The sequence below is a fragment of the Saccharopolyspora endophytica genome (assembly GCF_018070075.1).
GTDB lineage: Bacteria > Actinomycetota > Actinomycetes > Mycobacteriales > Pseudonocardiaceae > Saccharopolyspora > Saccharopolyspora endophytica.
Genome location: NZ_JAGPXE010000006.1, coordinates 1 through 22,154, shown reverse-complemented (window position 1 = coordinate 22,154; position 22,154 = coordinate 1). Strand labels below are relative to the sequence as shown.

General features: G+C 70.5%; 19 protein-coding genes. 4 read left to right on the top strand and 15 right to left on the bottom strand.

All coding sequences use genetic code 11. The features are described from left to right. Window positions 1–8 precede the first annotated feature (8 nt). The 13 genes from KBO27_RS15615 to hxlB all read right to left on the bottom strand — a co-directional run bounded on the left by KBO27_RS15615 (window position 9) and on the right by hxlB (window position 16,078). Window positions 9–503, bottom strand: a complete 495-nt coding sequence (locus KBO27_RS15615) for a MarR family winged helix-turn-helix transcriptional regulator (RefSeq protein WP_210970724.1) — start codon at window positions 501–503, stop codon at window positions 9–11. Continuing rightward, entirely contained in the window at window positions 500–1,993 is a 1,494-nt protein-coding gene (locus tag KBO27_RS15610) for an acyl-CoA synthetase (RefSeq protein ID WP_210970723.1), read from the bottom strand. Before KBO27_RS15610 ends, KBO27_RS15615 begins: the two co-directional genes overlap by 4 nt. Before the next feature lie 22 nt (window positions 1,994–2,015). Continuing rightward, window positions 2,016–2,852, bottom strand: coding sequence for a p-hydroxycinnamoyl CoA hydratase/lyase (locus KBO27_RS15605; RefSeq protein ID WP_210970722.1), 837 nt, complete (start codon window positions 2,850–2,852; stop codon window positions 2,016–2,018). An 18-nt stretch (window positions 2,853–2,870) separates the two neighbouring features. Further along, entirely contained in the window at window positions 2,871–4,325 is a 1,455-nt protein-coding gene (locus tag KBO27_RS15600) for a benzaldehyde dehydrogenase (protein WP_210970721.1), read from the bottom strand. Window positions 4,326–4,562: 237 nt separating this feature from the next. Next, entirely contained in the window at window positions 4,563–5,540 is a 978-nt protein-coding gene (locus KBO27_RS15595; protein WP_210970720.1) for a class I fructose-bisphosphate aldolase, read from the bottom strand. Between the two features lie 367 nt (window positions 5,541–5,907). Further along, window positions 5,908–6,249 carry a LytTR family DNA-binding domain-containing protein gene (locus KBO27_RS15590; RefSeq protein WP_165943824.1) on the bottom strand — a complete coding sequence of 114 codons (342 nt, stop codon included), beginning with the start codon at window positions 6,247–6,249 and terminating at the stop codon, window positions 5,908–5,910. 291 nt (window positions 6,250–6,540) lie between these two features. Then, the gene (locus KBO27_RS15585; protein ID WP_210970719.1) at window positions 6,541–8,226 is read right to left on the bottom strand and encodes a PQQ-dependent dehydrogenase, methanol/ethanol family; all 1,686 of its coding nucleotides are present in this window, start codon (window positions 8,224–8,226) and stop codon (window positions 6,541–6,543) included. A 14-nt stretch (window positions 8,227–8,240) separates the two neighbouring features. Beyond that, window positions 8,241–8,702: an MSMEG_3727 family PQQ-associated protein gene (locus tag KBO27_RS15580; protein ID WP_132625630.1), complete on the bottom strand. Its 462-nt coding sequence runs from the start codon at window positions 8,700–8,702 to the stop codon at window positions 8,241–8,243. Between the two features lie 478 nt (window positions 8,703–9,180). Next, a complete protein-coding gene (gene katG / locus KBO27_RS15575) occupies window positions 9,181–11,400 on the bottom strand; it encodes a catalase/peroxidase HPI (RefSeq protein ID WP_210970718.1) in 2,220 nt (739 codons plus the stop codon). Window positions 11,401–11,423: 23 nt separating this feature from the next. Beyond that, entirely contained in the window at window positions 11,424–12,824 is a 1,401-nt protein-coding gene (locus tag KBO27_RS15570) for a DNA-binding protein (protein WP_210970717.1), read from the bottom strand. 273 nt (window positions 12,825–13,097) lie between these two features. Next, on the bottom strand, window positions 13,098–14,450 hold the full coding sequence (locus tag KBO27_RS15565) for an ATP-dependent 6-phosphofructokinase (RefSeq protein ID WP_210970716.1): 1,353 nt from the start codon (window positions 14,448–14,450) through the stop codon (window positions 13,098–13,100). Beyond that, window positions 14,447–15,427, bottom strand: coding sequence for a class II fructose-bisphosphatase (gene glpX / locus KBO27_RS15560; RefSeq protein ID WP_210970715.1), 981 nt, complete (start codon window positions 15,425–15,427; stop codon window positions 14,447–14,449). The genes KBO27_RS15565 and glpX overlap by 4 nt, the downstream gene beginning before the upstream one ends. Before the next feature lie 45 nt (window positions 15,428–15,472). Next, on the bottom strand, window positions 15,473–16,078 hold the full coding sequence (gene hxlB / locus KBO27_RS15555; RefSeq protein ID WP_210970714.1) for a 6-phospho-3-hexuloisomerase: 606 nt from the start codon (window positions 16,076–16,078) through the stop codon (window positions 15,473–15,475). 477 nt (window positions 16,079–16,555) lie between these two features. On the opposite strand from hxlB, the gene hxlA reads away from it, so the two are divergent. The 3 genes from hxlA (at window position 16,556) to tkt (ending at window position 19,701) form a co-directional block, all read left to right on the top strand. Further along, the gene (gene hxlA, locus KBO27_RS15550) at window positions 16,556–17,182 is read left to right on the top strand and encodes a 3-hexulose-6-phosphate synthase (RefSeq protein WP_210970713.1); all 627 of its coding nucleotides are present in this window, start codon (window positions 16,556–16,558) and stop codon (window positions 17,180–17,182) included. 80 nt (window positions 17,183–17,262) lie between these two features. Further along, window positions 17,263–17,529: a hypothetical protein gene (locus KBO27_RS15545; protein WP_210970712.1), complete on the top strand. Its 267-nt coding sequence runs from the start codon at window positions 17,263–17,265 to the stop codon at window positions 17,527–17,529. Window positions 17,530–17,577: 48 nt separating this feature from the next. After that, window positions 17,578–19,701: a transketolase gene (gene tkt / locus KBO27_RS15540; RefSeq protein ID WP_210970711.1), complete on the top strand. Its 2,124-nt coding sequence runs from the start codon at window positions 17,578–17,580 to the stop codon at window positions 19,699–19,701. Window positions 19,702–19,722: 21 nt separating this feature from the next. Here tkt and KBO27_RS15535 read toward each other — a convergent pair whose 3' ends face one another. Then, window positions 19,723–20,901 carry an LLM class flavin-dependent oxidoreductase gene (locus KBO27_RS15535; RefSeq protein ID WP_210970710.1) on the bottom strand — a complete coding sequence of 393 codons (1,179 nt, stop codon included), beginning with the start codon at window positions 20,899–20,901 and terminating at the stop codon, window positions 19,723–19,725. A 133-nt stretch (window positions 20,902–21,034) separates the two neighbouring features. On the opposite strand from KBO27_RS15535, the gene KBO27_RS15530 reads away from it, so the two are divergent. Beyond that, window positions 21,035–21,826 carry a thioesterase family protein gene (locus KBO27_RS15530; protein WP_210970709.1) on the top strand — a complete coding sequence of 264 codons (792 nt, stop codon included), beginning with the start codon at window positions 21,035–21,037 and terminating at the stop codon, window positions 21,824–21,826. Between the two features lie 107 nt (window positions 21,827–21,933). Here KBO27_RS15530 and KBO27_RS15525 read toward each other — a convergent pair. Next, a partial coding sequence (locus tag KBO27_RS15525) for an AMP-binding enzyme (RefSeq protein ID WP_443706185.1) occupies window positions 21,934–22,154 on the bottom strand: 221 nt, incomplete at its 5' end.

Sequence of the window (22,154 nt, the reverse complement as noted above, 5' to 3'; positions counted from 1 at the left end):
CCACCGGCTCAGGTGGTCTCCTCCTGACCGCTCAGCGCCGTGTAGCCGGCGACGAGGCTCTGCCGGAACGCGGCCTGGTGGTCTTCGGGGATCGCGCCGAGCACCTGGTCCTCGATCGCCTCGATCAGCGAGTCGCAGCGCTGCAGGACCTCGCGGCCGGACTCGGTCAGCGAGATCAGCAGCACCCGCCGGTTGTCGGGATCGCGGTGGCGCTCGATGTGCCCGCGATCCTCCAGCCAGCGCACCATCTCGTTCATGGTCTGCGGGGTGACGAACGAGCGGCGGGCGAGCTGGGCGGAGCTGAGGCGGTCGCGATGCCGCAGCGCGGTGAGCGCCGTGAACTGCAAGGTGGTCAGACCGTGCGGGCGCAGCGCCTCGTCCATCCGCGCCCGGATCGCCAGCTCCAGGCGCTTGACGAGGTAGAGGGTGCGCGGTTCGGCGTTGTCGTGACTGGTCACCGACACATCATCGCGCACGTTCGCGGTGGCTCGCTCGGGTGTCATGCCAACCGCTCCCGCACCGACGTCTTCTGGACCTTCCCGGAACCCGTGCGCGGCAGGTCGTCCCAGAACTCCACCTGCTTGGGCACCTTGTAGCCGGCGAGGTGGCCCCGCAGGTGCTCGTGGATCTCCTCGCCGGTGGCCCGCGCTCCTGCGCGCAGGACGACCACGGCACGCGGTACTTCGCCCCACTTCGGGTCGGGCACGCCGACGACGGCGCACAGCTCGACCGCCGGGTGCTCGTGGAGCGCGGCCTCCACCTCGGCGGGGTAGATGTTCTCCCCACCCGAGATGATCATGTCGCGGATCCGGTCGACGACGGTGAAGTGGCCTTCGCCGTCGACGGTGGCGACATCGCCGGAGTGCATCCAGCCGCCCGCCAGCGCCTCGTCGGTGGCCTCGGGCCGGTTCCAGTAGCCGAGCATGACGTTCGGTCCGCGCACCACGACCTCCCCCGGCTCGCCCGCCGCGACCGGCTGACCGGCGCGGTCGACGACGCGGACGTCGGTGAAGAACGACGGAACACCCGCCGAACCCGCCTTCTCGCGCGCCGCTGCGGGATCGAGGATCAGCGCGCCCGGCGAGGTCTCGGTCATCCCGTAGCCCTGGACGAACGCCAGGCCCCGGTCCAGGTAGCGGCGGAGGGTGGCCTCCGGGACCGGCGATCCGCCGCACAGCAGAGTCCGCACGCTGGAGAGGTCCGCGCTCGCCCACTCCGGCCGGGTGCTGATCGCGTCGTACATCGCGGGCACGCCGAACAGCAGCGAAACCCGGTGGCGCGCGATCAGCTCCAGCGCCTCGCCCGGGTCGAACGAGCTCATGAGCACTGCGGTTCCGCCCTTGAGCAGCGTGGGCAGGCAGGTCATCCCGAGCGCCGCGGTGTGGAACAGCGGCGCGGCGACCAGGGCGACCTCGGAGCCGGACAGGTCGGACTCGACCAGCACGTTGACGCAGTTCCACGTCAGGTTCCCGTGGCTGAGCACGGCACCCTTCGGGCGGCCGGTGCTGCCCGAGGTGTACATGATCAGGCACGGGTCGTCGAGCCCGACGGGTTCGTCGACGGGCTCGCCCGCTCCGCCCGCCAGCGCCTCGTAGGAGTCCTCGTCGATGACGAGGCGTTCCCGCAGCACCGGCGTCGCCGCCGCGTCGACGGAGCCTCCCGCCGACGCGGCGTGGACCAGCACCGACACACCCGCGTCGGTCAGCACGTGCGCGAGCTCGGGCACCGCCAGCCTGGTGTTGACCGGGACGAACACCGCTCCGAGGGAGGCCGTGGCGAACAGCGCTTCCAGGTAGGCGGGGTGGTTCGGGCCGAGGTAGCCGACCCGGTCACCGCGCCGCACCCCGAGGTCGCGCAGACCTCGCGCGAGCGCGGCGGTGCGCCGCGCCAGCTCGGCGTGGGTGTCCTGGCGCTCGCCGTGGATCAGCGCCACCCGGTGCGGGGTCATCCGGGCTCGCCGCACCGGCCAGGACCCCAGTCCCTCGTCACGCATCGCGCAGCCTCCCGCGGGCAGCTCAGTCGTTGGAGTAGGCGGAAAGCCCCGGGCGGTAGGACTTCTCGTCCAGGAACTGGGTCATCCCCTTCTCCCGGCCGTCGGCCTCGTCGAGGAACTGGGACTGCTCCAGCTTGGCGTAGAGGTAGTCCTCGGCGTGCTCCCACGGCATGTCGCGCGAGATCTTGTAGCCGACCTTGGCCGTGCGCAGCACCACCGGGTTCATCGAAGCGAGCTTGAGCGCGAGCTCGCGGGTGCGCTCGCGCAGCCGGTCGGCCGGGACCGCCTCGTTGACCAGGCGCATCTCGGCGGCGCGGCGGCCGTCGAAGGTCTCGCCGGTCATGATGAAGTACAGCGCGTCGCGCTGGCTGACGGTCGCGGCCAGCGCCCGCGTGACCACGCCGCCGGGCGGGATCCCCCAGTTGATCTCGGACAGGCCGTACTGCGCCTGCTCGTCGGAGATGGCCAGGTCGCAGGCCACCAGCGGGGTGAAGGCCCCGCCGAAGCACCAGCCGTTGACCATCGCGATGGTCGGCTTGGACCAGTTGGCCAGCCGCTTCCACTGCCACTCCGCGCTGGCCCGGCGCACCCGGATCTGCAGCGCCGGGTCACCGGACTCGTCGACCTCGCGGAAGTACTCCTTGAGGTCCATGCCCGCCGACCAGGACTCACCAGCGCCGGTGAGCACCAGGACCTTGCAGCGCGGGTCGCCTTCGAGGGCGTCGAGGGTGCGGACCATCTCGTCGTTGAGCGTCGGGTTCATCGCGTTGCGCTTGTCGGGGCGGTTCAACGTCACCCACGCGATCCCCTCGTCGAACTCGACGAGAACGGTGTTCCCCCAGGGTGTTTCAGAAGACATGGTGCTCCTCGTTGAAGATCAGAACGGGTACTGGGCGGCTTCGGACCGGACGGTGATCCACTGCGTCTCGGTGAACGCCTCGACGTTGGCCCGCGCGCCGCCGACGCGCCCGATGCCGGAAGCTCCGACACCCCCGAACGGGACGGCGGGGTCGTCGTTGACGGTCTGGTCGTTGATGTGGACGAGCCCGGTGGGAACGCGGTCGGCCAGCGCGAGGCCTGCGGCGGTGTCGGAGGTGATGATGCCGAGGCTGAGCCCGTACTCGGAGTCGGCGGCCATCTCGGCGGCCTCGTCGGCGGTGTCGAACGGCCGGACGCTCGCGACCGGGCCGAAGACCTCCTCGGCGTAGGCGGGGATGCCGGGGTGGCAGTCGGCCAGCACGGTCGGCCGGAAGAACGGGCCGCTCGCCTTGCCGCCGGCGACCAGCCGGGCACCGGCCGCCACGCTGCGGTCGACGAGATCGGTGACGTGGGCGAGCTGGCCCTCGTCGATGATCGGGCCGAGCACGACGTCTTCGGTGAACGGGTCCCCGACGGGCAGCGCTTCCGCCTTCTCGGCGAGCGTGTCGACGTAGCGGTCGTAGAGCGAGCGGTGCACCAGGTGGCGGCCGGTGGCCATGCAGATCTGCCCCTGGTGCAGGAAGCTCCCGAACGCCCCGCAGGACGCGGCGGCGTCGAGATCGGCGTCCTCGCAGACGATCAGCGCGCTGTTCCCGCCGAGCTCCAGGTGCGCGCGCTTGAGCAGCTCACCGGCGCGGGCGCCGACGGAGCGCCCGGCCCGGGTGGATCCGGTGAAGGAGATGATCGGCACGCGCGGGTCGTCTACCAGCGCGGCACCGGAGTCCGCACCGCCGGGCAGCACCTGCAGCACTCCCTCGGGCAGACCGGCTTCCTCGAAGACGCGGGCGATGACCACGCCACCGCACACGGCCGTGCGGGCATCGGGTTTGACGACGACGGCGTTGCCGAGCGCCAGCGCGGGTGCCACCGATCGCATCGACAGCAGCAGCGGGAAGTTGAACGGCGAGATCACGCCGACGACACCGGCCGGAACCCGGCGCTGCACGCTGAGACGCGTGCCGTCGGGCAGGAGTTCGCCGTGGGGGGCCGAGGTCAGCGCGGCCGATTCGGTGCACTCCCCCGCCGCGCCTTCGATCTCGATCCCGGCCTTGAGCCGGACGGACCCGGACTCGCGCACGATCCACTCGGTGATCTCACCGGCGTGCTCGGTCAGCAGATCCGCCGCGCGGCGCAGCACGGCCGCGCGCTGGGCCGGAGGTGTCGCCGCCCAGTCCCGCTGCGCGCGGGTGGCGCGCTCGACGGCGGCGGTGACGTCGCCGGCCGCGGCCAGCCCGACGCTGCCCAGCACCGCCGAGGTGGCCGGTTCCCGGACTTCGCCCACCCCGGCCGAACCTCCGGTCCACCGACCGGTGAAGAGCCTGCCCTCCCAGGTCGACGAGTCGAGAAGTGCCACCAGAACCCCCTTCGCGGGTAATCATCAGGTTTCCTGATCGTTCTGGCCGATCGTGCTCCAGCGGAGCCGTAGGTTTCAAGTCGATGTGACTCGGAGCACTCCTGTCGCGATGTCACTGCTCGGCGCGTCGACCCTCCTCCGAATTCCTTGCCCGCAAGGACTTTTCGAACGCGGTCGCGGGACCCGAATAGCCGAGGGCGGGGTGTCGTGGAGCACGACACCCCGCCCTCGGGTGGGTCAGCGGGCCGCGGCGTTGGCCACGGCTCGGTCCGACAGCGCCCGCTGCGCGTCTTCCCACCGGCTCGCGTCGCCGCGCCAGGTCTCCAGCGCGGGGGCGACCAGGGCGCGCCCGAACGAGTAGGTCAGCTCCCAGGGCAGCGGACCGCAGTTCTGCATGGCGCCGAGGTGGCGGGTCGCCAGCTCCGGGCTCTGCCCGCCGGAGAGGAACGCGATGCCCGGCACCTCCGGCGGGACCGTCTCGCGCAGGGTGTCCACTGTGGTCTGCGCGACCTCCTCGATCCCGGGCTGCTGCGGGCAGTCCTTGCCCGCGACCACCATGTTGGGCTTGAGGACCATCCCGTCGAGCCGCACCTGCATCAGGGCGAGCTCGTCGAACAGCGCCCGGAGCACCACCCGCGTCACCTGCTGGCACCGGGCGAGGGTGTGGTCGCCGTCCATCAGCACCTCGGGTTCCACGATCGGCACCAGCCCGCCTTCCTGGCAGAGCCCGGCGTAGCGCGCGAGCCCGTGCACGTTCGCGCGGATCGAGCGCTCGGTGGGACGCCCGCCGCCGATGGTGATCACCGCGCGCCACTTGGCGAAGGTCGCGCCGAGGCCCACGTACTCGGCGACGCGGTCGCGCAGGCCGTCGAGCCCTTCGGTGACCTTCTCGCCGTCGGCCCCGGCCAGCGGCTTGGCCCCGGTGTCGACCTTGATGCCGGCCAGGATCCCCATGTCCGCGAGGGCGGCGGGGAAGGTGCGCCCGTCCGACAGCTCCTGCCGCAGGGTGTCGTCGGCCAGGATGATCCCGCTGATCGAGTCGGCCAGGTCGGGCGTGGTGACGATCAGTTCGCGGTAGGTCCGCCGGTTCTCGTCGGTGGGAGCCACGCCGACGCCCTCCAACCGGGAGGACATCGTGGAGATGCTCTCGTCCGCGGCGAGCACTCCCCGCCGGTCGGAGACCATCCTGTGAGCGATGTCGTTCAAGGTAGTCATTGTTCCGCTTCGCCTCCTAGCGCGCGAATGCACTGCCGACGAGCATCCGCTGCCGACGTGAGATGTGCCCGATGTGCAAGGCTGCACGCCTGGCGAAGCCCCGGTCAACGCGCCGCGCACGAAGCGCGCACCCCGTGGCACGAACGGTTGTCAACACCTTCCGGACGGATCGATCAGATCAATTCCATTGCACGATCCAGTCGGCACGCGTATTCTTCACCCGTCGACAAAAACAGCTTGTTTTCCAACATTTTTGGTGCTCGAACACGTGCGACCGCACCCGCTCCGCAGCACGGCGCCCACTGTGGACGGGAGAAGCCGTGATCGCAGAACGGGTGCGGCAGCGAGAGATCGAGTTCTCCGGTTGCTAGAGCCCGAGGGCTTCGGTGACGAACTTCGCGCGCCGGCGCGAGACCGGCACGATCCACCCGTAGTTCTCGACGGTGAGTTCGAGTTCGCCACCGTCCTTGCGCGTCACTTCGCGGACGCGGTTGAGGTTCACCAGGTAGCTCCGGTGCACCCGCACGAACCCGCAGGCCGCGTACTTGTCGTCGATGTTGTCGATGCCATCGGTCGCGCACCGGAAGCGCCCGAGATCGGTTCTCAGCCAGACGGCCCTCCCGACGGATTCGGCCACGATCACCTCGGCGATGTCGAACAGGACCTGCCGGTCCCCTCTGATGCCGACCACACGTCGCGTCTCACCCAACGCATCCTCCCGTTGCAGTGTTCCGGAAGCCACCCGCTCGTCCGACCCCGTCCAGGACGCGGTGCCCGGACCTGCCCGATCAACGGTGTTCCCGCGATGTACCAACGGGTTTCGGCGGACGGTCCACATGATCCGTCCGCCGGCCCGTCTCGTACCTGATGAATTAGGCGCGAGGTGAAGGAGACCTCCGGTCGGCGTTGCGGGCGTCGTGCGCTCGCACCCGGCCGGAGGTCTCCTGCTTCACCCCACCGCACCGCCGATCGCGGTGCGGTCGTCATACCTGCCCGCCGGTCAGTCCGGCAGGGTGAACACGATCAGCGCGCTGCCGTGGCCCGCGCCGAGCATGCCGGGGATGATGCCCTCCAGCCAGCCGCCCCAGCCGACCGGAACGGCGACGTACTGCTTGCCGTCGACCGAGTAGGTCATGGGGCTGCCGTGGTGCCCGCTCCCGCACTGGAACTTCCACAGCTCCTCACCGGTCCGGGCGTCCAGGGCCAGGAACTCGCCCGTCGGCGTGCCGGCGAACACGACGTCACCAGCGGTCGCGAGCACCGACGAGGCCATCGGGTACGGGTTGCGCCAACGCCACTTCTCCTCCCCGTGGGAGTCGAAGGCGCTGACCGACCCGGCCATGTTGTCGATGTCCACCTGGACGGCGGCACCCCAGTACGGCATGCCTTCCTTGAACTCGCGACGACGCCTGGTCGCGGTCGCGCCCACGTCGGCGACCGGCACGTAGAACATGTCGGTGCGCGGGCTGTAGGCGGCGTGCGTCCACTCCTTGGCACCGGCCGGGCCGGGGTAGAAGTGGACGGGCTCGCCCTCCTTGTCCGGGTACTTCCTGGGCGTCACCTTGCCGTCGCGGGTGATGGTGCCCCAGTCGATCCGGTCGACGAACGGCGTGACGTGCTGCAGCTCGCCGTTGGTGCGGTCGAGCACGAAGAAGTAGCCGTTCTTGTCGAAGTGCCCGAGGAGCTTCTTCCCGTCCCGCTCGAACAGGGTCATCTCCATGGTGGAGTCGTAGTCCCACAGGTCGTGCGGGGTGAACTGGTAGTGCCACCGGATCTGGCCGGTGTCGACGTCCACGGCGACGACGCTGTCGGTGTAGAGGTTGTCGCCCTCGCGCACCGCGCCGTCGAAGTCGGGCGCCGGGTTGCCGGTGCCCGCGTAGTAGAGGTTCGTCTCGGGGTCGTAGGTGCCGGTGACCCAGTGGTTGGCACCGCCGCGCGCCCACGCCTCGCCGTCGGCCGGCCAGGTCTCCGAACCCGGCTCACCGGGCTTGGGCACGGTGTAGCAGCGCCAGCGCTGCTCACCGGTCTCCAGGTCCCAGCAGTCGATGTGCCCGCGCACGCCGAACTCGCCGCCGGCGCTGCCGGTGATGATCGTGTCCTTGATGACCAGCGGGGCCAGCGAGGCGCTCTCGCCCGCGCGGACGTCACCGATGGTCTTCTCCCAGACCTTCTCACCGTTGGTCGCGTCCAGCGCGAGCAGGTGGGCGTTGGGGGTCACGAAGTAGACCTTGCCGTTGGCCACCGCGGAACCGCGGTTGACGTTGCCGCAGCACAGCGAGACGTCGAAGGGAACCGCGTGCTTGTAGCGCCACAGCTGCTCACCGGTCTTGGCGTCCAGGGCCCAGAACCAGCCGTCCCAGCCGGTCACGTACATGACGCCGTCGACGACCAGCGGACAGGTCTCGAAGGCGTAGGTCGAGGCGCCGGCGATCTGCCCGGAGGCCCCCGCCTGGAAGATCCAGGCCGGACCGAGTCGCTTGACGTTCTCGGTGTTGACCTGGTCCAGCAGGCTGTACCGCTTGCCGTCGTAGTCGCCGTAGTAGGTGATCCAGTTGTGCGATTCCGAGCGCGCGTTGAGGATGCGCTCGTAGTCGATGTTGTCGGTGACGGCGGGAGCGGCGCCGGAAACGGCGCTCAGCGCTCCGTGGTCGATCGCGTCACCGGCGTCAACGTATTCGACTGTCATCAGTTCGATCCTCTCTACCGGCGCGGCTGGTCGGGGCGGTCGAGGCGGGCTTCCGGCGGTACCTCGCCGAGCACCACGATGGCGGCGGTCAGACCGCGGCCCTCGTCGTTGCCGCCCGGGGAGCTGTACCAGTAGTAACCGGGACCGTCCAGGTTGAGCTTCGCCCGGCCCTTCGAGTGGTTGAGCAGCCAGATGAACTTCTTGTCGCCGTTGCTCGGGAGCAGGCAGGCGTGCGTGTTCTTGTCGTCGTTGATGATCGTCAGCTCGACGTCACCACCGTGCGGCAGCACGAGAATCGCCGGGTCCCAGCAGATCTCGTCCTCCCTGATCCGGATGGTCGCCTCCATCGTGCCGTCGGCCCGCTCGGTGGCCCGCAGGATGTTGCCGGTGCCCAGCACGCGACCGATCGCTGCGCTGTTCTGCGCGTCCAAGCCGAGTTCACTCAGAAGGTCTTCACGTTCTTGGGTTGACGTCATTGGACCTCACCTCCTCGTTCGAATCCCGATTCCGGATCACTCACGCCACGTCGACGTGCTCGCGGAACGCGGACACGGTCGTCGCAACGGCGCGGGACGAAAATCAGCCGTCACCAGCGCATCTCGGCTGACGCAGCGTTCCCCGCCACAGGTGTTCGCCGGCCCGGTCAACGGCGGTTCCGAATGTGATCGCCAGGTCCGACTGCTGTTCGATTCACCCTGTGATACTCATCAATTTTACGGTTCCCGCACCGGCTCCGGAAGAGTTGACCGCTAACCGGTGAGCGTGCACCGCTCGCACGGAATCAACTACCGCCCAACGGAGTTCGTCCCCGGAGGGCTGTCGATGACCAGTCCGACGAGCCCTGTTCCGCCATCGGGGAAATCCGCATCGGGGAATCGATTCACCGCCGAAGAAGCCACCTTCGGGCGCACTGATGATGCGTTCCTCGAAGATTTCCCCCGAATGCGAGCGGCGTCAGCGCATTTCCGGTCGGCCGAGGTTCATGACCTTGTCCCAGGCCGACGCGAAATCGCGCGAGAACTGCTCCGGCTCGGCTGCGTAGAACTCCGCGAGAGCGCGCAATTCGGAGTGCGAACCGAAGACGAGGTCGACCCGGCTCGCCGTCCACCGGAGTTCTCCGGTGGCGCGGTCACGCCCTGCGAAGGTGGTGGCGATCCCGCGCGTGACCGACCTCGGTGCCCACTCGACGGTCATGTCGAGCAGATGGGTGAAGAAGTCGTTGGTCAGCTCGCCCGGTCGGGTCGTGAGCACTCCCAGCGGCGTTCCGCGGTGGGTGGCGCCGAGCGCGCGAAGGCCACCGATGAGGGCGGTCATCTCGGGGGCGCTCAACCGCAGCTGGTTCGCGCGGTCGATCAGCAGGTGTTCGGCCGGGAGCTGCGGTTTCTCGCTGACGTAGTTGCGGAATCCGTCCGCGGTGGGTTCGAGCGCGGCGAAGGACTCGACGTCGGTCCACTCCTGGGCGGCGTCGGTACGCCCTGGGGTGAAGGGCACCTGGACGCCGTTGGCCGCGCGTTCGATCGCCGCGCAGCCGGCGAGGACGATGAGGTCGGCCAGCGAAACCCGCGTGAGCCCAGCGTGTTCGGCGTTGAACTCCTGCTGGATTCCCTCCAGCGCGGCCAGCACCGGCCCGGTGGTGCCGGGGTCGTTGGCGTCCCAGCGGCGTTGGGGTTCGAGGCGGATGCGGGCTCCGTCGGCGCCGCCGCGCTCGTCGCCGGCGCGGTAGGTGGACGCGGAGGCCCACGCGGTGAACACCAGCTGCGGGATCGGGATTCCGGTGGCCGCGATGCGGTTCTTGAGGTCGGTGATGTCGGTGTCGTCGATGAGGTCGTGATCGACCTCGGGCAGCGGGTCCTGCCAGATCATCCGTTCCGCCGGGACCAGCGGCCCCAGGTAGTTGTGCCGGGGGCCCATGTCGATGTGGGTGAGCTTGAACCACGCTCGCGCGAAGGTGTCGGCGAGGTCGTCGGGGCGGGCGAGGAACCGGCGGGCGATCGGTGCGTAGCCGGGGTCCTCCTGCAGCGCGAGGTCGGTGGTGAGCATCGTCGGCGTGTGCCGCTTCAACGGGTCGTGCGGGTCCGGGGCCGTGCCGTGCCCCTGGCCCTCGCTGGGCACCCATTGCCAGAGCCCGGCCGGGCTGAGCACCACGTCCCACTCGTAGGCGAAGAGGGTTTCCAGGAACGAGTTGTCCCAGCGGGTCGGGGTGGGCGTCCAGATCCCCTCCAGCCCCGTCGAGATCGCGTCCGGGCCCTTGCCGGTTCCGTAGCTGTTGCGCCAGCCCAGACCTTGTTCCTCCAGGCCCGCGCCCTCGGGTTCGGCTGCGAGGTGGTCCAGATCGGCGGCACCGTGGGTCTTGCCGAAGGTGTGCCCGCCGACGATGAGCGCGACGGTCTCCTCGTCGTTCATCCCCATCCGCCGGAACGACTCCCGGATCGCACGGCCGGCCGCGATCGGATCGGGCAGCGTCGAGGGTCCCTGCGGGTCGACGTAGATCAGGCCCATCTCGTCCGCTGCGAGGGGCTCCTGAAGATCCCGGACACCGGTGTGGCGCTCGTCTGCCAGCCAGGCGCGCTCCGGTCCCCAGTAGACGTCGGCCTCGGATTCCCACACGTCCTCGCGGCCACCCGCGAATCCCAGCGTCGTGAAGCCCATGGACTCCAGAGCGCGGTTGCCCGCGAAGACCATGAGATCGGCCCAGGAGATGCTGCGGCCGTACTTCTGCTTGACCGGCCACAACAACCGCCGCGCCTTGTCCAGGTTGCGGTTGTCCGGCCAGCTGTTGGTCGGCGCGAAGCGCTGCATCCCCGTGCTCGCCCCACCTCGGCCGTCGCCGACGCGGTAGGTCCCCGCGCAGTGCCACGCCATGCGCAGCACCAGCGGCCCGTAGTGGCCGAAATCGGCCGGCCACCAGTCCTGCGAGGTCGTCAGGACCTCGTCGACGTCGCGGGCCACCGCGTCCAGGTCGAGCTTCGCGAACTCCGCCGCGTAGTCGAAACCGGCTCCCAGCGGGTTCGCCGCAGGATGGTGCTTGGCCAGGATCCCCAGGTCCAGCCGACCCGGCCACCAGTCGCGGTTGTCCCCACCCGCCGCCGGGTGGTTCCGGGCCCGCTCAACGCGCCGCCGCACGCTCTGGTCGTAGTTGCGCGTGACCGCCACCGCATCCGGGTTCTCCGGCATCGCGCACCTCCCTTCCGGTGACCTCAGATGCCCAGTTCACGCCGCACGGCAGGGGCGTTGCGCCGCGACACCGGCACCATCGCGTCCGCCTGGCCGTCCATCACGAGCGCCAGTTCACCCTTGAAACCGCGCTCGACCTCCCGGACGCGGTCGAGGTTGACCACGTACTGCCGGTGCACGCGGAGGAATCCGCTGCCGCCGAGCTCTCGTTCGAGCTTGTCCAGCGCGGGCGTCGCCGCGCGCAGGCGCCCCTGGTCGGTCGACAGCCAGACGTCGTTGCCCTCCGACTCCGCGAAGGAGACCTCGGGCGGGCGCAGCAGGACCATCCGGTTCTCCCGGGTCGCGACGATCCGCGGCGCGGGGCCCGGCCCGCGGGAACCTCCCCCGCCGTCCGCGCGCGGCAGCTGCTCGCCCTCGGAGAGCCCGAACGACACGAGGTTGCCGACCAGGTGCCCGGACAGGAACACCGGCCGGAAGGTGATCGGCGTCGGATCGTCGGCCAGGTGCGTGAAGACCTGCGTGGACCCGACCCAGGAGGGGTTGTGCGACGCCTGCTTGGCGGCGTACCGGGCGGCTTTGATCAGCTCCGGCAGCCTCGGGTTCCACCGCACCGCCGGGTCGGGTGCGGGCGTCGCGCTCGGCACGCCGAGCAGCACGCTCGCCTTGTCGTCGGCGATCACCACGCGGCCCGCGGGATCCAGCGCGGCCACCGACCCGCCCGACCGAGAACGCGCGTGGTTGTAGGCCGCGACCAGCTCCGCACCGGCATCGCGGGCGCGGCGCCGGAGCATGAACTGCGTCCTGCTGGCGGCGTTGCTCAACCACGCACCCGCGGCCTTCGGGAGCTCGCTGCGCCAGCACGAGATGTTGAGGACCGCGACCGGTTCCTTGGTCACCACGTCCCGCACCGCCACGCCCGCGCAGGTCCAGTCGTGGAACGCCTGGCACCAGTGCTCGGCACCCCTGATCACCACGGGAGAGGTCGTCTCCAGCGCGGTTCCCATGCCGTTGGTGCCGGTCGCGCACTCCGACCAGCAGTACCAGGGCGCCAGGTTGGCCTTGGCGGCGAAGGAGCGCGTGGCCTTGTCGCCCCATTCGGCCAGGACCCGGCCGGAGGCGTCGGCGACCGTCACGACGCCACCGATGTTGCTCACCTCGTCCACGACCGAAGCCGCGCGGAAACCCAGTTCGGCGAACACGACGTCGTGCTCCAGCGCGTGGTCGACGTCGGCCGTGGCGACCGGTGCCTCGGTCAGCGAGGGGTCGACGCCGTACTGGTCGCGGCAGCGGTGCCAGGACAGCGCCACCTCCGGCCGCACGCCGTGGACGTCGTCCTCGCCCCGCACGAAGCGCTCCCACGCCTCGTACACCGTGGCCTTGCGCGGTTTTCGGGCCGGGAGGTCGAGCCGGTGCATGTCTACCATCTGGGGACCGCCTTTGGTCTTCTCACCAACCCGGAACGCGTGCGGACGTGGGAACCCGCGCACCGGGACGAACCGCGTCGCGCGGACCGCCGGCTCGTGGGGAGCACGTCACGAATCCCGAGGCGAACGGGCGTGTGAGGGTCTCGCGCTCCGGCCTTGGTGACCTCGGGCCGAAAGCTACGTCGTGCGAGATTCGCGGGGCAAGCAGAACGCGACGACCGCTGGCGAACGGCGCACGAGCGGCAGCCCGGCGACAACCAGCGGTGGTCCGGGTCACCTCTCGACGAGCAGCGGCCGCTGCTGGCCGAGCTGACCGGTCGCTTCGAGCACCGACATCCACAGGTCGCCGTCCGGATCGACCTGGTTGCGGTGGCTGATGATCAGCGGCATCGGCACGTGCACGAACCGCCGCCGCCAGCGCACCACCGCGGTCTCCGTGCGACCGGCCATGGCCGCGTGCACCGCGGCGTGGGCCAGGCGCAGGCAGTAGACGCTGTCGTAGGCGTTGGCGGTCACGCTGCGGATGGCGTAGCTCGGATCGATGTAGCGCACCGTCGGCACCAGCCCGGCCGCCGTCAGGTGCGCGGTGATGGTCTCCCGGAGCAGCGCGCCGATGTCGCCGAGCTTGGCGTTGCCGGAGGCGTCGGTGGCGCCCTCCAGCAGGCCGCGCTCGGCGAGCAGGTCCTGCCCCGCTCCCTCGGCGACGACGATGACCACGAAGCCCTTCGACCGGACGTGCCGCTCGACCCGGGCCAGCAGCCCGTCCTCTCCCTCCAGGGCGAAGGGGACCTCCGGGATGAGGACGATGTCCGCCGCGTTGCGGGCCAGCGAGGCGTAGCAGGCGATGAACCCGGAATGCCGGCCCATCAGCTTCACGATGCCGATCCCGTCCGGGCTGGCCGCGGCCTCGATGGAGACCGAGGAGATGAAGTTGGCCGCCTGCGCGAAAGCGCTCTGGAAGCCGAAGGACTGGTCGGTGTAGGGCAGGTCGTTGTCGATCGTCTTGGGCACGCCGATGACGGCGATGTCCAGACCGCGCGCCCGGATCGCCGCGGCCAGGTTCGTCGCGGCGTTCATGCCCCCGTCCCCGCCGATGACGAACAGGACGTTGATGCCGCGCAGCAGGAGGCTGTCGACCATCTCCTCCGCGTCCTGCGCACCCCGCGAGCTGCCCAGGATGGTGCCGCCCGCGTTGTGGATGTCGCGCACGCGGTCCGGGGTCAGCTCGATCGTGTCGTCGCGGTGCCGGGCGGTCAGGCCGCGAAGTCCGTTGCGGAAGCCCACGACGCGCTTGACGTCGTACTGCACGGTCAGCTCCTGCACCAGACCGCGGATGACGTCGTTGAGCCCGGGGCACAGCCCGCCGCAGGTGACGATGCCCGCGGTGACCAGCGCCGGGTCGAAGTAGATCCTGCGGCGGGGACCGGCGGCCTCGAAGCTCGGCAGGTCCTCGGGCGGGAGGCCGTGCTCGGCGAGCATGGACACGGTGTCCTCCAGCAGGACCCGGTCGCCCTCGGCCACGTAGTGCGGGGAGGTCCGCTTGGCCGCGAGCAGCGCGGACAGCGGTGAGTCGTGGCGGCACTCGCCGAGGTGGCGAACCCGCAGGTCGTCCAGGTGCAGCGTCATCGGATCCCACCCCTGTTCGGATGCGCGCCGGTGTGCGCGATGCGGCGCACCTGGCCGCTGGAGATCAGCATGGACTCGGCGAGCACGGTGCCCTCGGACTCCCGGGGACGGCTCAGCAGCGACCCGCCGGTGACGCCGGTGGCGGCGAACAGCGCGTCGCCGCCGACGAGCTCGTCGCAGGTGTAGACGCGGTCGACGTCCATGCCCGCCGCGCTGATGGCGGCCGCTTCCTCGTCGCGCTGCGGGGCGAGGCGGCCGAGCATGTCGCCGCCCAGCGCGCGGACCGCGGCGGCGGTCATCACGCCCTCCGGCGTGCCGCCGATGCCGAGCAGCAGGTCGGCGTCGCCGGTCGGCAGCAGCACTTCGAGACTGCCGGCGACGTCGCCTTCGGCCGGGGTGTGCACGGACGCTCCGGCTCGCAGCAGCCGTGCGATCAGCTCCTGGTGGCGCGGCTTGTCCATGACGACCACGCGCAGCCGGTGGATCGGCTTGCCGAGGGCGTGGGCGACGTTGGCCAAGGTCCGCTCGGGCGTGTCGGCGAGGTCGACGACGCCCTTCGCCCGCGGCGGGACCACGATCTTGTCCATGTAGAAGCCGGGACCGGGCGACCAGAGTGTCCCGGGTTCGGCGAAGGCGATGGTGGCCATCGCGCCCGGGTGGTTCTTGGCGCAGAACGAGGTGCCTTCGAGCGGGTCCACGGCGATGTCGAAGTCCGGGCCGCAGCCGTTGCCCACGGTCTCGCCGTTGTAGAGCATCGGAGCCTCGTCCTTCTCGCCCTCCCCGATGACGACCGTTCCCCGGCCGGGGGCGTCGGCGAGCACCTGGCGCATGGCCTCGGTCGCCGCTGCGTCGGCGGCGTTCTTGTCGTGCCGCCCCACCCAGGCGCGGCTGGCGATCGCCGCGCTGTGCGTGGCGGCCAGCGCGATCGCCTCCAGGGTGCGGACGTCGGTGCGGGTTCGCGGTGCGGTCCGGTGCATCTCGGGCTCCTCGGTTCGGCTACCTGCCTGCGTTTCCGGCTCCGGTCACTCCAAGTTCGCGTGCAGCCGCCACAGGTCGCGGGCCTGCACGCCGCTCGACCGCCACAGCGCGTGGAACAGCGCGTCGCTGAGCAGCAGGACCGACTGCTCGAACAGGCTTCCCGCGTACTGCTCGGACGCCTTGCCCTCGAAGTCCTGCTTGTCGGCGGCGGGGATGACCAGCACCTCGGTCGCCAGCGCGGCCAGCGGCGAGTCCGGCGCGGTGGTCAGCGCGATGACGTTCGCCCCTTGGCCGCGCGCGGTTTCGGCCGCCCGCACCACGCGGGAGGTGGTGCCGGATCCCGAGGCGGCGACCAGGACGTCACCGGTGCCGATCGCCGGTGCGGTCGTCTCCCCCACGACGTGCGCGGAGAGCCCGAGGTGCATGAAGCGCATCGCGGCCATCTGCAGGGCCAGTCCGCTGCGCCCGCCGCCGACGGTGAACACCGCGGTCGCGTTGAGCAGCATCGCGCCGGCGCGGGCCCAGGCCGCGGGCTGGACGTCCCGGCGCACGCGGTCCACCTCGCCGCTGATGGCCAGCGTCGCGTAGCTGAAGTGCGGCGGGTTGAGCCTGTCGCCGATGTTCTGGTCAGCGGTGTCCGTTCCGGTCATCTGAGCCACTCCCCACTGCGTTCGTCGAAGAACTCCAGGCGCTCGTCGGCGATGGTGAAATCGCGCGTTCCCATTCCTGGATTCCGCCCTCGTCGCGAATCCGCGGTTCCCGCGGTCGCATTTTCGGGACGCATTCTGCGGTTGTGAGACTGCACGGACGCCCGGACCCGGTCAACAGAGCCGTCACGAACAGACTTCCGGGCGGAACGAACGGCTTCGACATCCGCTCGAACGGCCGTTATCGCTCGTCAGCGGACCGGAGATCACCATTCCGGCGACCTCGGGGAACTCCCGAGAATTGCCTTCTGGGAGGGCGTTCCGGCCGTTTGTTCCGCCGTGGCATCCGTTCGTTCCGGCGCCGTTGACCGGGTCGTGGAGATCGGTGCACTGTCACAGGCCGTTGCACGTTTTCCCACAATCGCGGAACCGATCGGAAGCGCCGGAATCCGCCGAGTACCACGAATTGAGGAGATTGCCGTGAAGCTGCAGGTAGCACTGGACGTCGCCACCCTCGAAGACGCGCTGACCCTGGCTCGCCAGACCGCGGATTACGTGGACATCCTCGAACTGGGCACGCCGCTGATCAAGGCCGAGGGGCTCGACGCGATCAAGGCGATCAAGGCCGCGCACCCGGACAAGCTGGTCTTCGCCGACATGAAGACCGCCGATGCCGGTGAGCTGGAGGCCGACCTCGCCTTCGCCGCGGGCGCCGACCTGGTCACCGTGATGGGCGCCGCCGACGACGACACCGTGCGCGGGGCGGTCGCCGCCGGCCGCAAGCACGGCAAGGACGTCGTCGCCGACATGATCACCGTGGTGGCCGACCGGGTGGCCCGCATCCGCGAGGTGTCGAAGATGGGCGTGTCGTTCGTGGAGATCCACGCCGGGCTCGACGAGCAGGCCAAGCCCGGCTACACGATCCAGACGCTGCTCGACGACGGGCGCCAGGCAGGGGTTCCGTTCTCCATCGCCGGTGGCATCAAGGCTGAATCCATCGCGGCGGTGCAGGACTCCGGGGCGACCGTCGCGGTCGCCGGTGGCGCGATCTACAGCGCGAAGGACCCGGCCGCGGCCGCGAAGAACCTCAAGAGCCTCATCCGCTGACCGCACCACGACCACGGCACGGCCGGGAGTGGCCGAGCGCCCTCCCGGCCGGACGTCGCGGCGGGAGAAGGGTAAGTGACATGGGAAGTTCCCACGGCGATGCGGACCTGCGCGAGGCGCAGCGACACCTGCTGCTGGACGCCGCGGCGGTGATGCGGCGGCGCCACGCGCGCGGCGGCGACGGCGGCACGTCCCCGAACGCGGCCGAAGCGCTGGCCAACGTCCTGGAGGGCGTCGCCAGGTCCGAACCGGCCCTCCACGAGATCGACCGGGACGAGGCGATCGCGCTGGCGCACCGCCTCGTCGACGACGACCATCCCGAGCTCTCCCGGATGTGGCCTGCCTGACATCCGCGGCAGATCTCCGCCAACACCGAGCATCAGGAGTGCGCGTCCATGATCGCGAACCAGCCCACCGCCCAGCACCGGGTGAGCGACGAGCTCGACCGGTTGACCACCGCACACCTGCCCGACGACTGGACCGACCTGGACCGGCGCGCGATCGACACCGCCCGCGTGCTCGCCGCCGACGCCGTCGAGAACTGCGGCAGCGGGCACCCCGGCACCGCCATGAGCCTGGCACCGGTCGCGTACGCGCTGTTCCAGCACGTCATGCGGCACGACCCCGCCGACCCCGAGTGGATCGGCCGCGACCGCTTCGTGCTCTCGGCGGGGCATTCGAGCCTGACGCTGTACGTGCAACTGTTCCTGTCCGGCTACGGCCTGGAGCTCGACGACCTCAAGGCGCTGCGGACGTGGGGCTCGCTGACCCCGGGCCACCCGGAGCACGGCCACACCGCGGGTGTGGAGACCACGACCGGCCCGCTGGGCCAGGGACTGGCCAACGCGGTGGGCATGGCGATGGCCGCGCGCCGCGAGCGCGGCCTGCTGGATCCCGACTCCCCGCCCGGTGAGAGCGTTTTCGACCACCACGTCTACGTGATCGCCTCCGACGGCGACATCGAGGAGGGCGTGACCTCCGAGGCGTCCTCGCTGGCCGGCACCCAGCAGCTGGGCAACCTCACGGTCATCTACGACGCCAACGAGATCTCCATCGAGGACGACACGCGGATCGCGCTGTCGGAGGACACCGCCAAGCGCTACGAGTCCTACGGCTGGCACGTCGTCACCGTCGACGGCGGCGAGTGCGTCACCGGCATCCTCGACGCGCTGGCCGCCGCTCGCGCCGAGACCGAGCGGCCGAGCCTCGTCGTGCTGCGCACGGTCATCGGCCACCCGGCACCGACGAAGAGGAACACCGGCAAGGCCCACGGCGCGGCGCTGGGCGCCGACGAGCTGGCGGCGGTCAAGGCGCTGCTGGGCTTCGACCCGGAGCGGTCGTTCCAGGTCGACGACGAAGTGCTGGAGCACACCCGCGCGGTCGCCGAGCGCGGCAGGGCCGCCCACGAGAAGTGGCAGATCGCCTTCGACGCGTGGGCGACCGGGAACCCCCGGCGCAAGGCGCTGCTGGACCGGATGCGGGCCCGCGAGCTGCCCGCCGGGTGGGCCGACGGGCTGCCCAGCTGGGAACCCGACGAGAAGGGCCTCGCGACCCGCAAGGCGTCGGCGGAGGTGCTGGCGTCCCTAGCCGAAGCGCTCCCCGAGCTGTGGGGCGGGTCGGCCGACCTGGCGGAGAGCAACAACACGACGATGAAGGGCGCGGACTCCTTCGGACCGGAGAGCATCTCCACCGGCACGTGGAACGCCCAGCCCTACGGGCGGACGCTGCACTTCGGGGTCCGCGAGCACGCGATGGGTTCGATCCTCAACGGCATCGCGCTGCACGGTGGAACCCGGCCCTACGGCGGCACTTTCATGGTCTTCAGCGACTACATGCGCCCCGCGGTGCGGTTGGCGGCGCTGATGCGGCTGCCGGTGATCTACGTGTGGACGCACGACTCGATCGGGCTCGGCGAGGACGGTCCGACGCACCAGCCGGTCGAGCACCTGGCGAGCCTGCGCGCGATCCCCGATCTCGCGGTCGTGCGCCCGGCCGACGCCAACGAGACCGCCGCGGCGTGGAAGACCGTGCTGGACAACCCCGACGGCCCGGCCGGTCTGGCGCTGACCCGCCAGGGGGTGCCGACGCTGGAGGGCACGGACCCGCGAGGCGTCGCCCGCGGCGGTTACGTGCTCGCCGAGGCCTCGTCCGGCAGTCCCGAGGTGCTGCTGATCGCGACCGGATCGGAGGTGCAGCTGGCGGTGGCGGCCAGGAAGTCCCTGGAGGACGCCGGAATCCCGGCGCGCGTGGTGTCGATGCCGTGCGTGGAGTGGTTCGACGCGCAGGACGAGCCCTACCGCCGGTCCGTGCTGCCCCCGTCGGTGCGCGCGAGGGTCGCGGTGGAGGCGGGCATCGCCCAGCCGTGGCACCGCTTCGTCGGCGACGCGGGCGAGATCGTCTCGCTGGAGCACTTCGGCGCCTCGGCCGACCAGCAGAGGCTCTACGCCGAGTTCGGCATCACGGCCGAGGCCGTCACCACCGCGGCGCGGCGCTCGTTGAACGCGCTCCGGGCGGGCTGAGCCCGGCGACGATCGGCCGGTTCAGCCGTCGGCGACCTCCTTGGCGTACTTCTCGGTCATGCGCTCCACGGCCGCCAACTGCTGCTGGGCGTGATCGCTGCGGGTGTCGCGGGCGCGCTCCTTGGCGCGCACGGTCGACTCGTGGTGGCTGATGCCGTGCCCCTGGAAGTGCGGGAGGACGTCCTGCGCGATGAGCTCGTAGGAGCGCTTCGTGGCCTCGGGGTTGGCCCACTCGTGGGCCAGCAGCAGCATCGCGCCGAAGCCGCCGGACTGGTCGGCGAGGCGCTGCACCTGCGCGCGGGCGTCCTCCGGCGTGCCGATGGCGCCGATGCCGGCCTCGTTGATGAAGTCGATCATCTCGCGGATGTTCGAGCCGTCCACGGCCATCTGCGGGAACGCGGCCACCTTCTGGAAGTAGGTGAACCACTGCTCGATGCCGTGCTCGACGTCCTTGTACGCCTGCTCCCGGGTTTCGGCGATGTGCATGAGCCCGACCAGCCGCCACCCGGAGCGGTCCGGTGCGGGCTGCCCGAAGTGGGCGGCCCGCTCCTCCACCACGCTCCAGTGGTGCGCCAGCGCGTCGAAACCCTCCTGGGTGAGCGTGGCGCCGATGGACAGCAGCCCGGCACCGTGACGGCCGGCCAGGCGCGGGCCGGTGGGCGAGGCGACCGCGGCCACGGCGACGTCGAAGCGGGGCTCGGTGTAGGGCCGCAGCTGGAGCCGGGCGTCGACCAGCTTGTGCGTCGGGGTCTGCTCGGTGACGGTCTCGCCCGCCAGCAGCCGCATGATGATGTCGAAGTTGAGGTCGAGCAGTTCGCGCGTGTCGGTCGGGTTGAGCCCGATCATCGCCGAGTCGGTGGGCAGCGAGCCGGGGCCCACGCCGAGCATCGAACGACCCCTGGTCAGGTGGTCGAGCATGACCATCCGGTCGGCCACCCACAACGGGTTGTGGTAGCTGACGGAGGTCACGCCGGTGCCGAACTTGATGTGGCGGGTGCGCTCGGCGGCGGCGGCGATGAAGATCTCCGGCGAGGCGATGATCTCGCTGCCCGCGGAGTGGTGCTCGCCGATCCACGCCTCGTCGAACCCGATGTCGTCGAGGTGCTCCATCAGCCGGAGGTCGCGCTGCATGGCCAGCGTCGGGTTCTGCCCGGCCGGGTGGAAGGGGGCGAGGAAGACCCCGAACCGCAACCTGCTCATGACCGTCTCCTTCGTCCGCGATCAGCCCGAGTCCGTAACCCAGGTCACATCATCGGCTGATCCTTTGCAAGCCGCAGGCCGGCGCGAATCGAGAGGCATTCCGGAACTCGTTCGGGCAGGTAACCTCCCCGGCATGGGTTCCTTCACCGAGGCGATGACCACGACGGAGCTCCGCGAAGGCGTCTTCCAGTCCATGTTGGACGACGAGTGGTCGCTCGGGGAGAACCCGCACGGCGGGTACATGATGGCGCTGCTGACCAAGGCCGCGCTCACCACCGCCGGCCGCACCCATCCGCTCGCCGTCAGCGCGCACTTCCTGCGCTCACCGGACATCGGACCGGTCGAGCTGCGCACCGAAGCGGTCAAGCGCGGGCGGCTGTACACCACGGTGCACGCCCGCATGGTGCAGAACGGCAAGTCCTGCATCGAGGCCACGGTCACGGCGGGCGAGATCTCCGACGCCGCTCACGAGTGGGAAGCCCACCGGCAGCCCACGATCACACCGTTCGACGAGTGCGACGAGCACCGCACCCCGGCCGAGAACCTGCTCGGCCACATCGACGTGCGACTCGACCCGCACGCCACGGCGTTCCTGCGCGGCGAGACCTCGGGCGACGAGGTGCGCGGCTGGATGCAGCTCACCGACGGCACCGGCTTCGACCCGCTGTCGCTGATCGTCGCGGTCGACCTGCTCCCACCCACGGTGTTCGGCCTGGGCCACGGAGGGTGGTGCCCCACCGTCGAACTGACCTACCAGCTGCGCGGACTCCCCGCACCCGGCCCGATCGCCACCTACACCCGCTGCGCCGCGCTGAGCGCCGACGGCTGGTTCAACGAGGACGCGGTCGTCTACGACTCCCGAGGCCGCCTGGTCGCCCAGAGCCGCCAACTCGCGCTCTCGGGAAACGCCCTCAACAACCGCTGACCGACGTCGGCCACACCCGAACAACCCGGAATACCGCCGTAATCGGGTGACGGATTACCGCCGTATTCCGTCGCCTGATTACTGCGGTATTCCGGGTCTTCGGCGCGTTAGAGGTCGAGGAGGCGGCGGGCTTCCTCGCGCATCTCGACCTTGCGGACCTTGCCCGTGACCGTCATCGGGAACTCGCCCACCACGTGCACGTAACGCGGAATCTTGTAGTGCGCCAACTTCCCCGCGCAGAACTCCCGCAACGACTCCGCCGTCAACACCTCAGCACCCTCCCGCAACCGCACCCACGCCATCAGCTCCTCGCCGTACCTGGCATCCG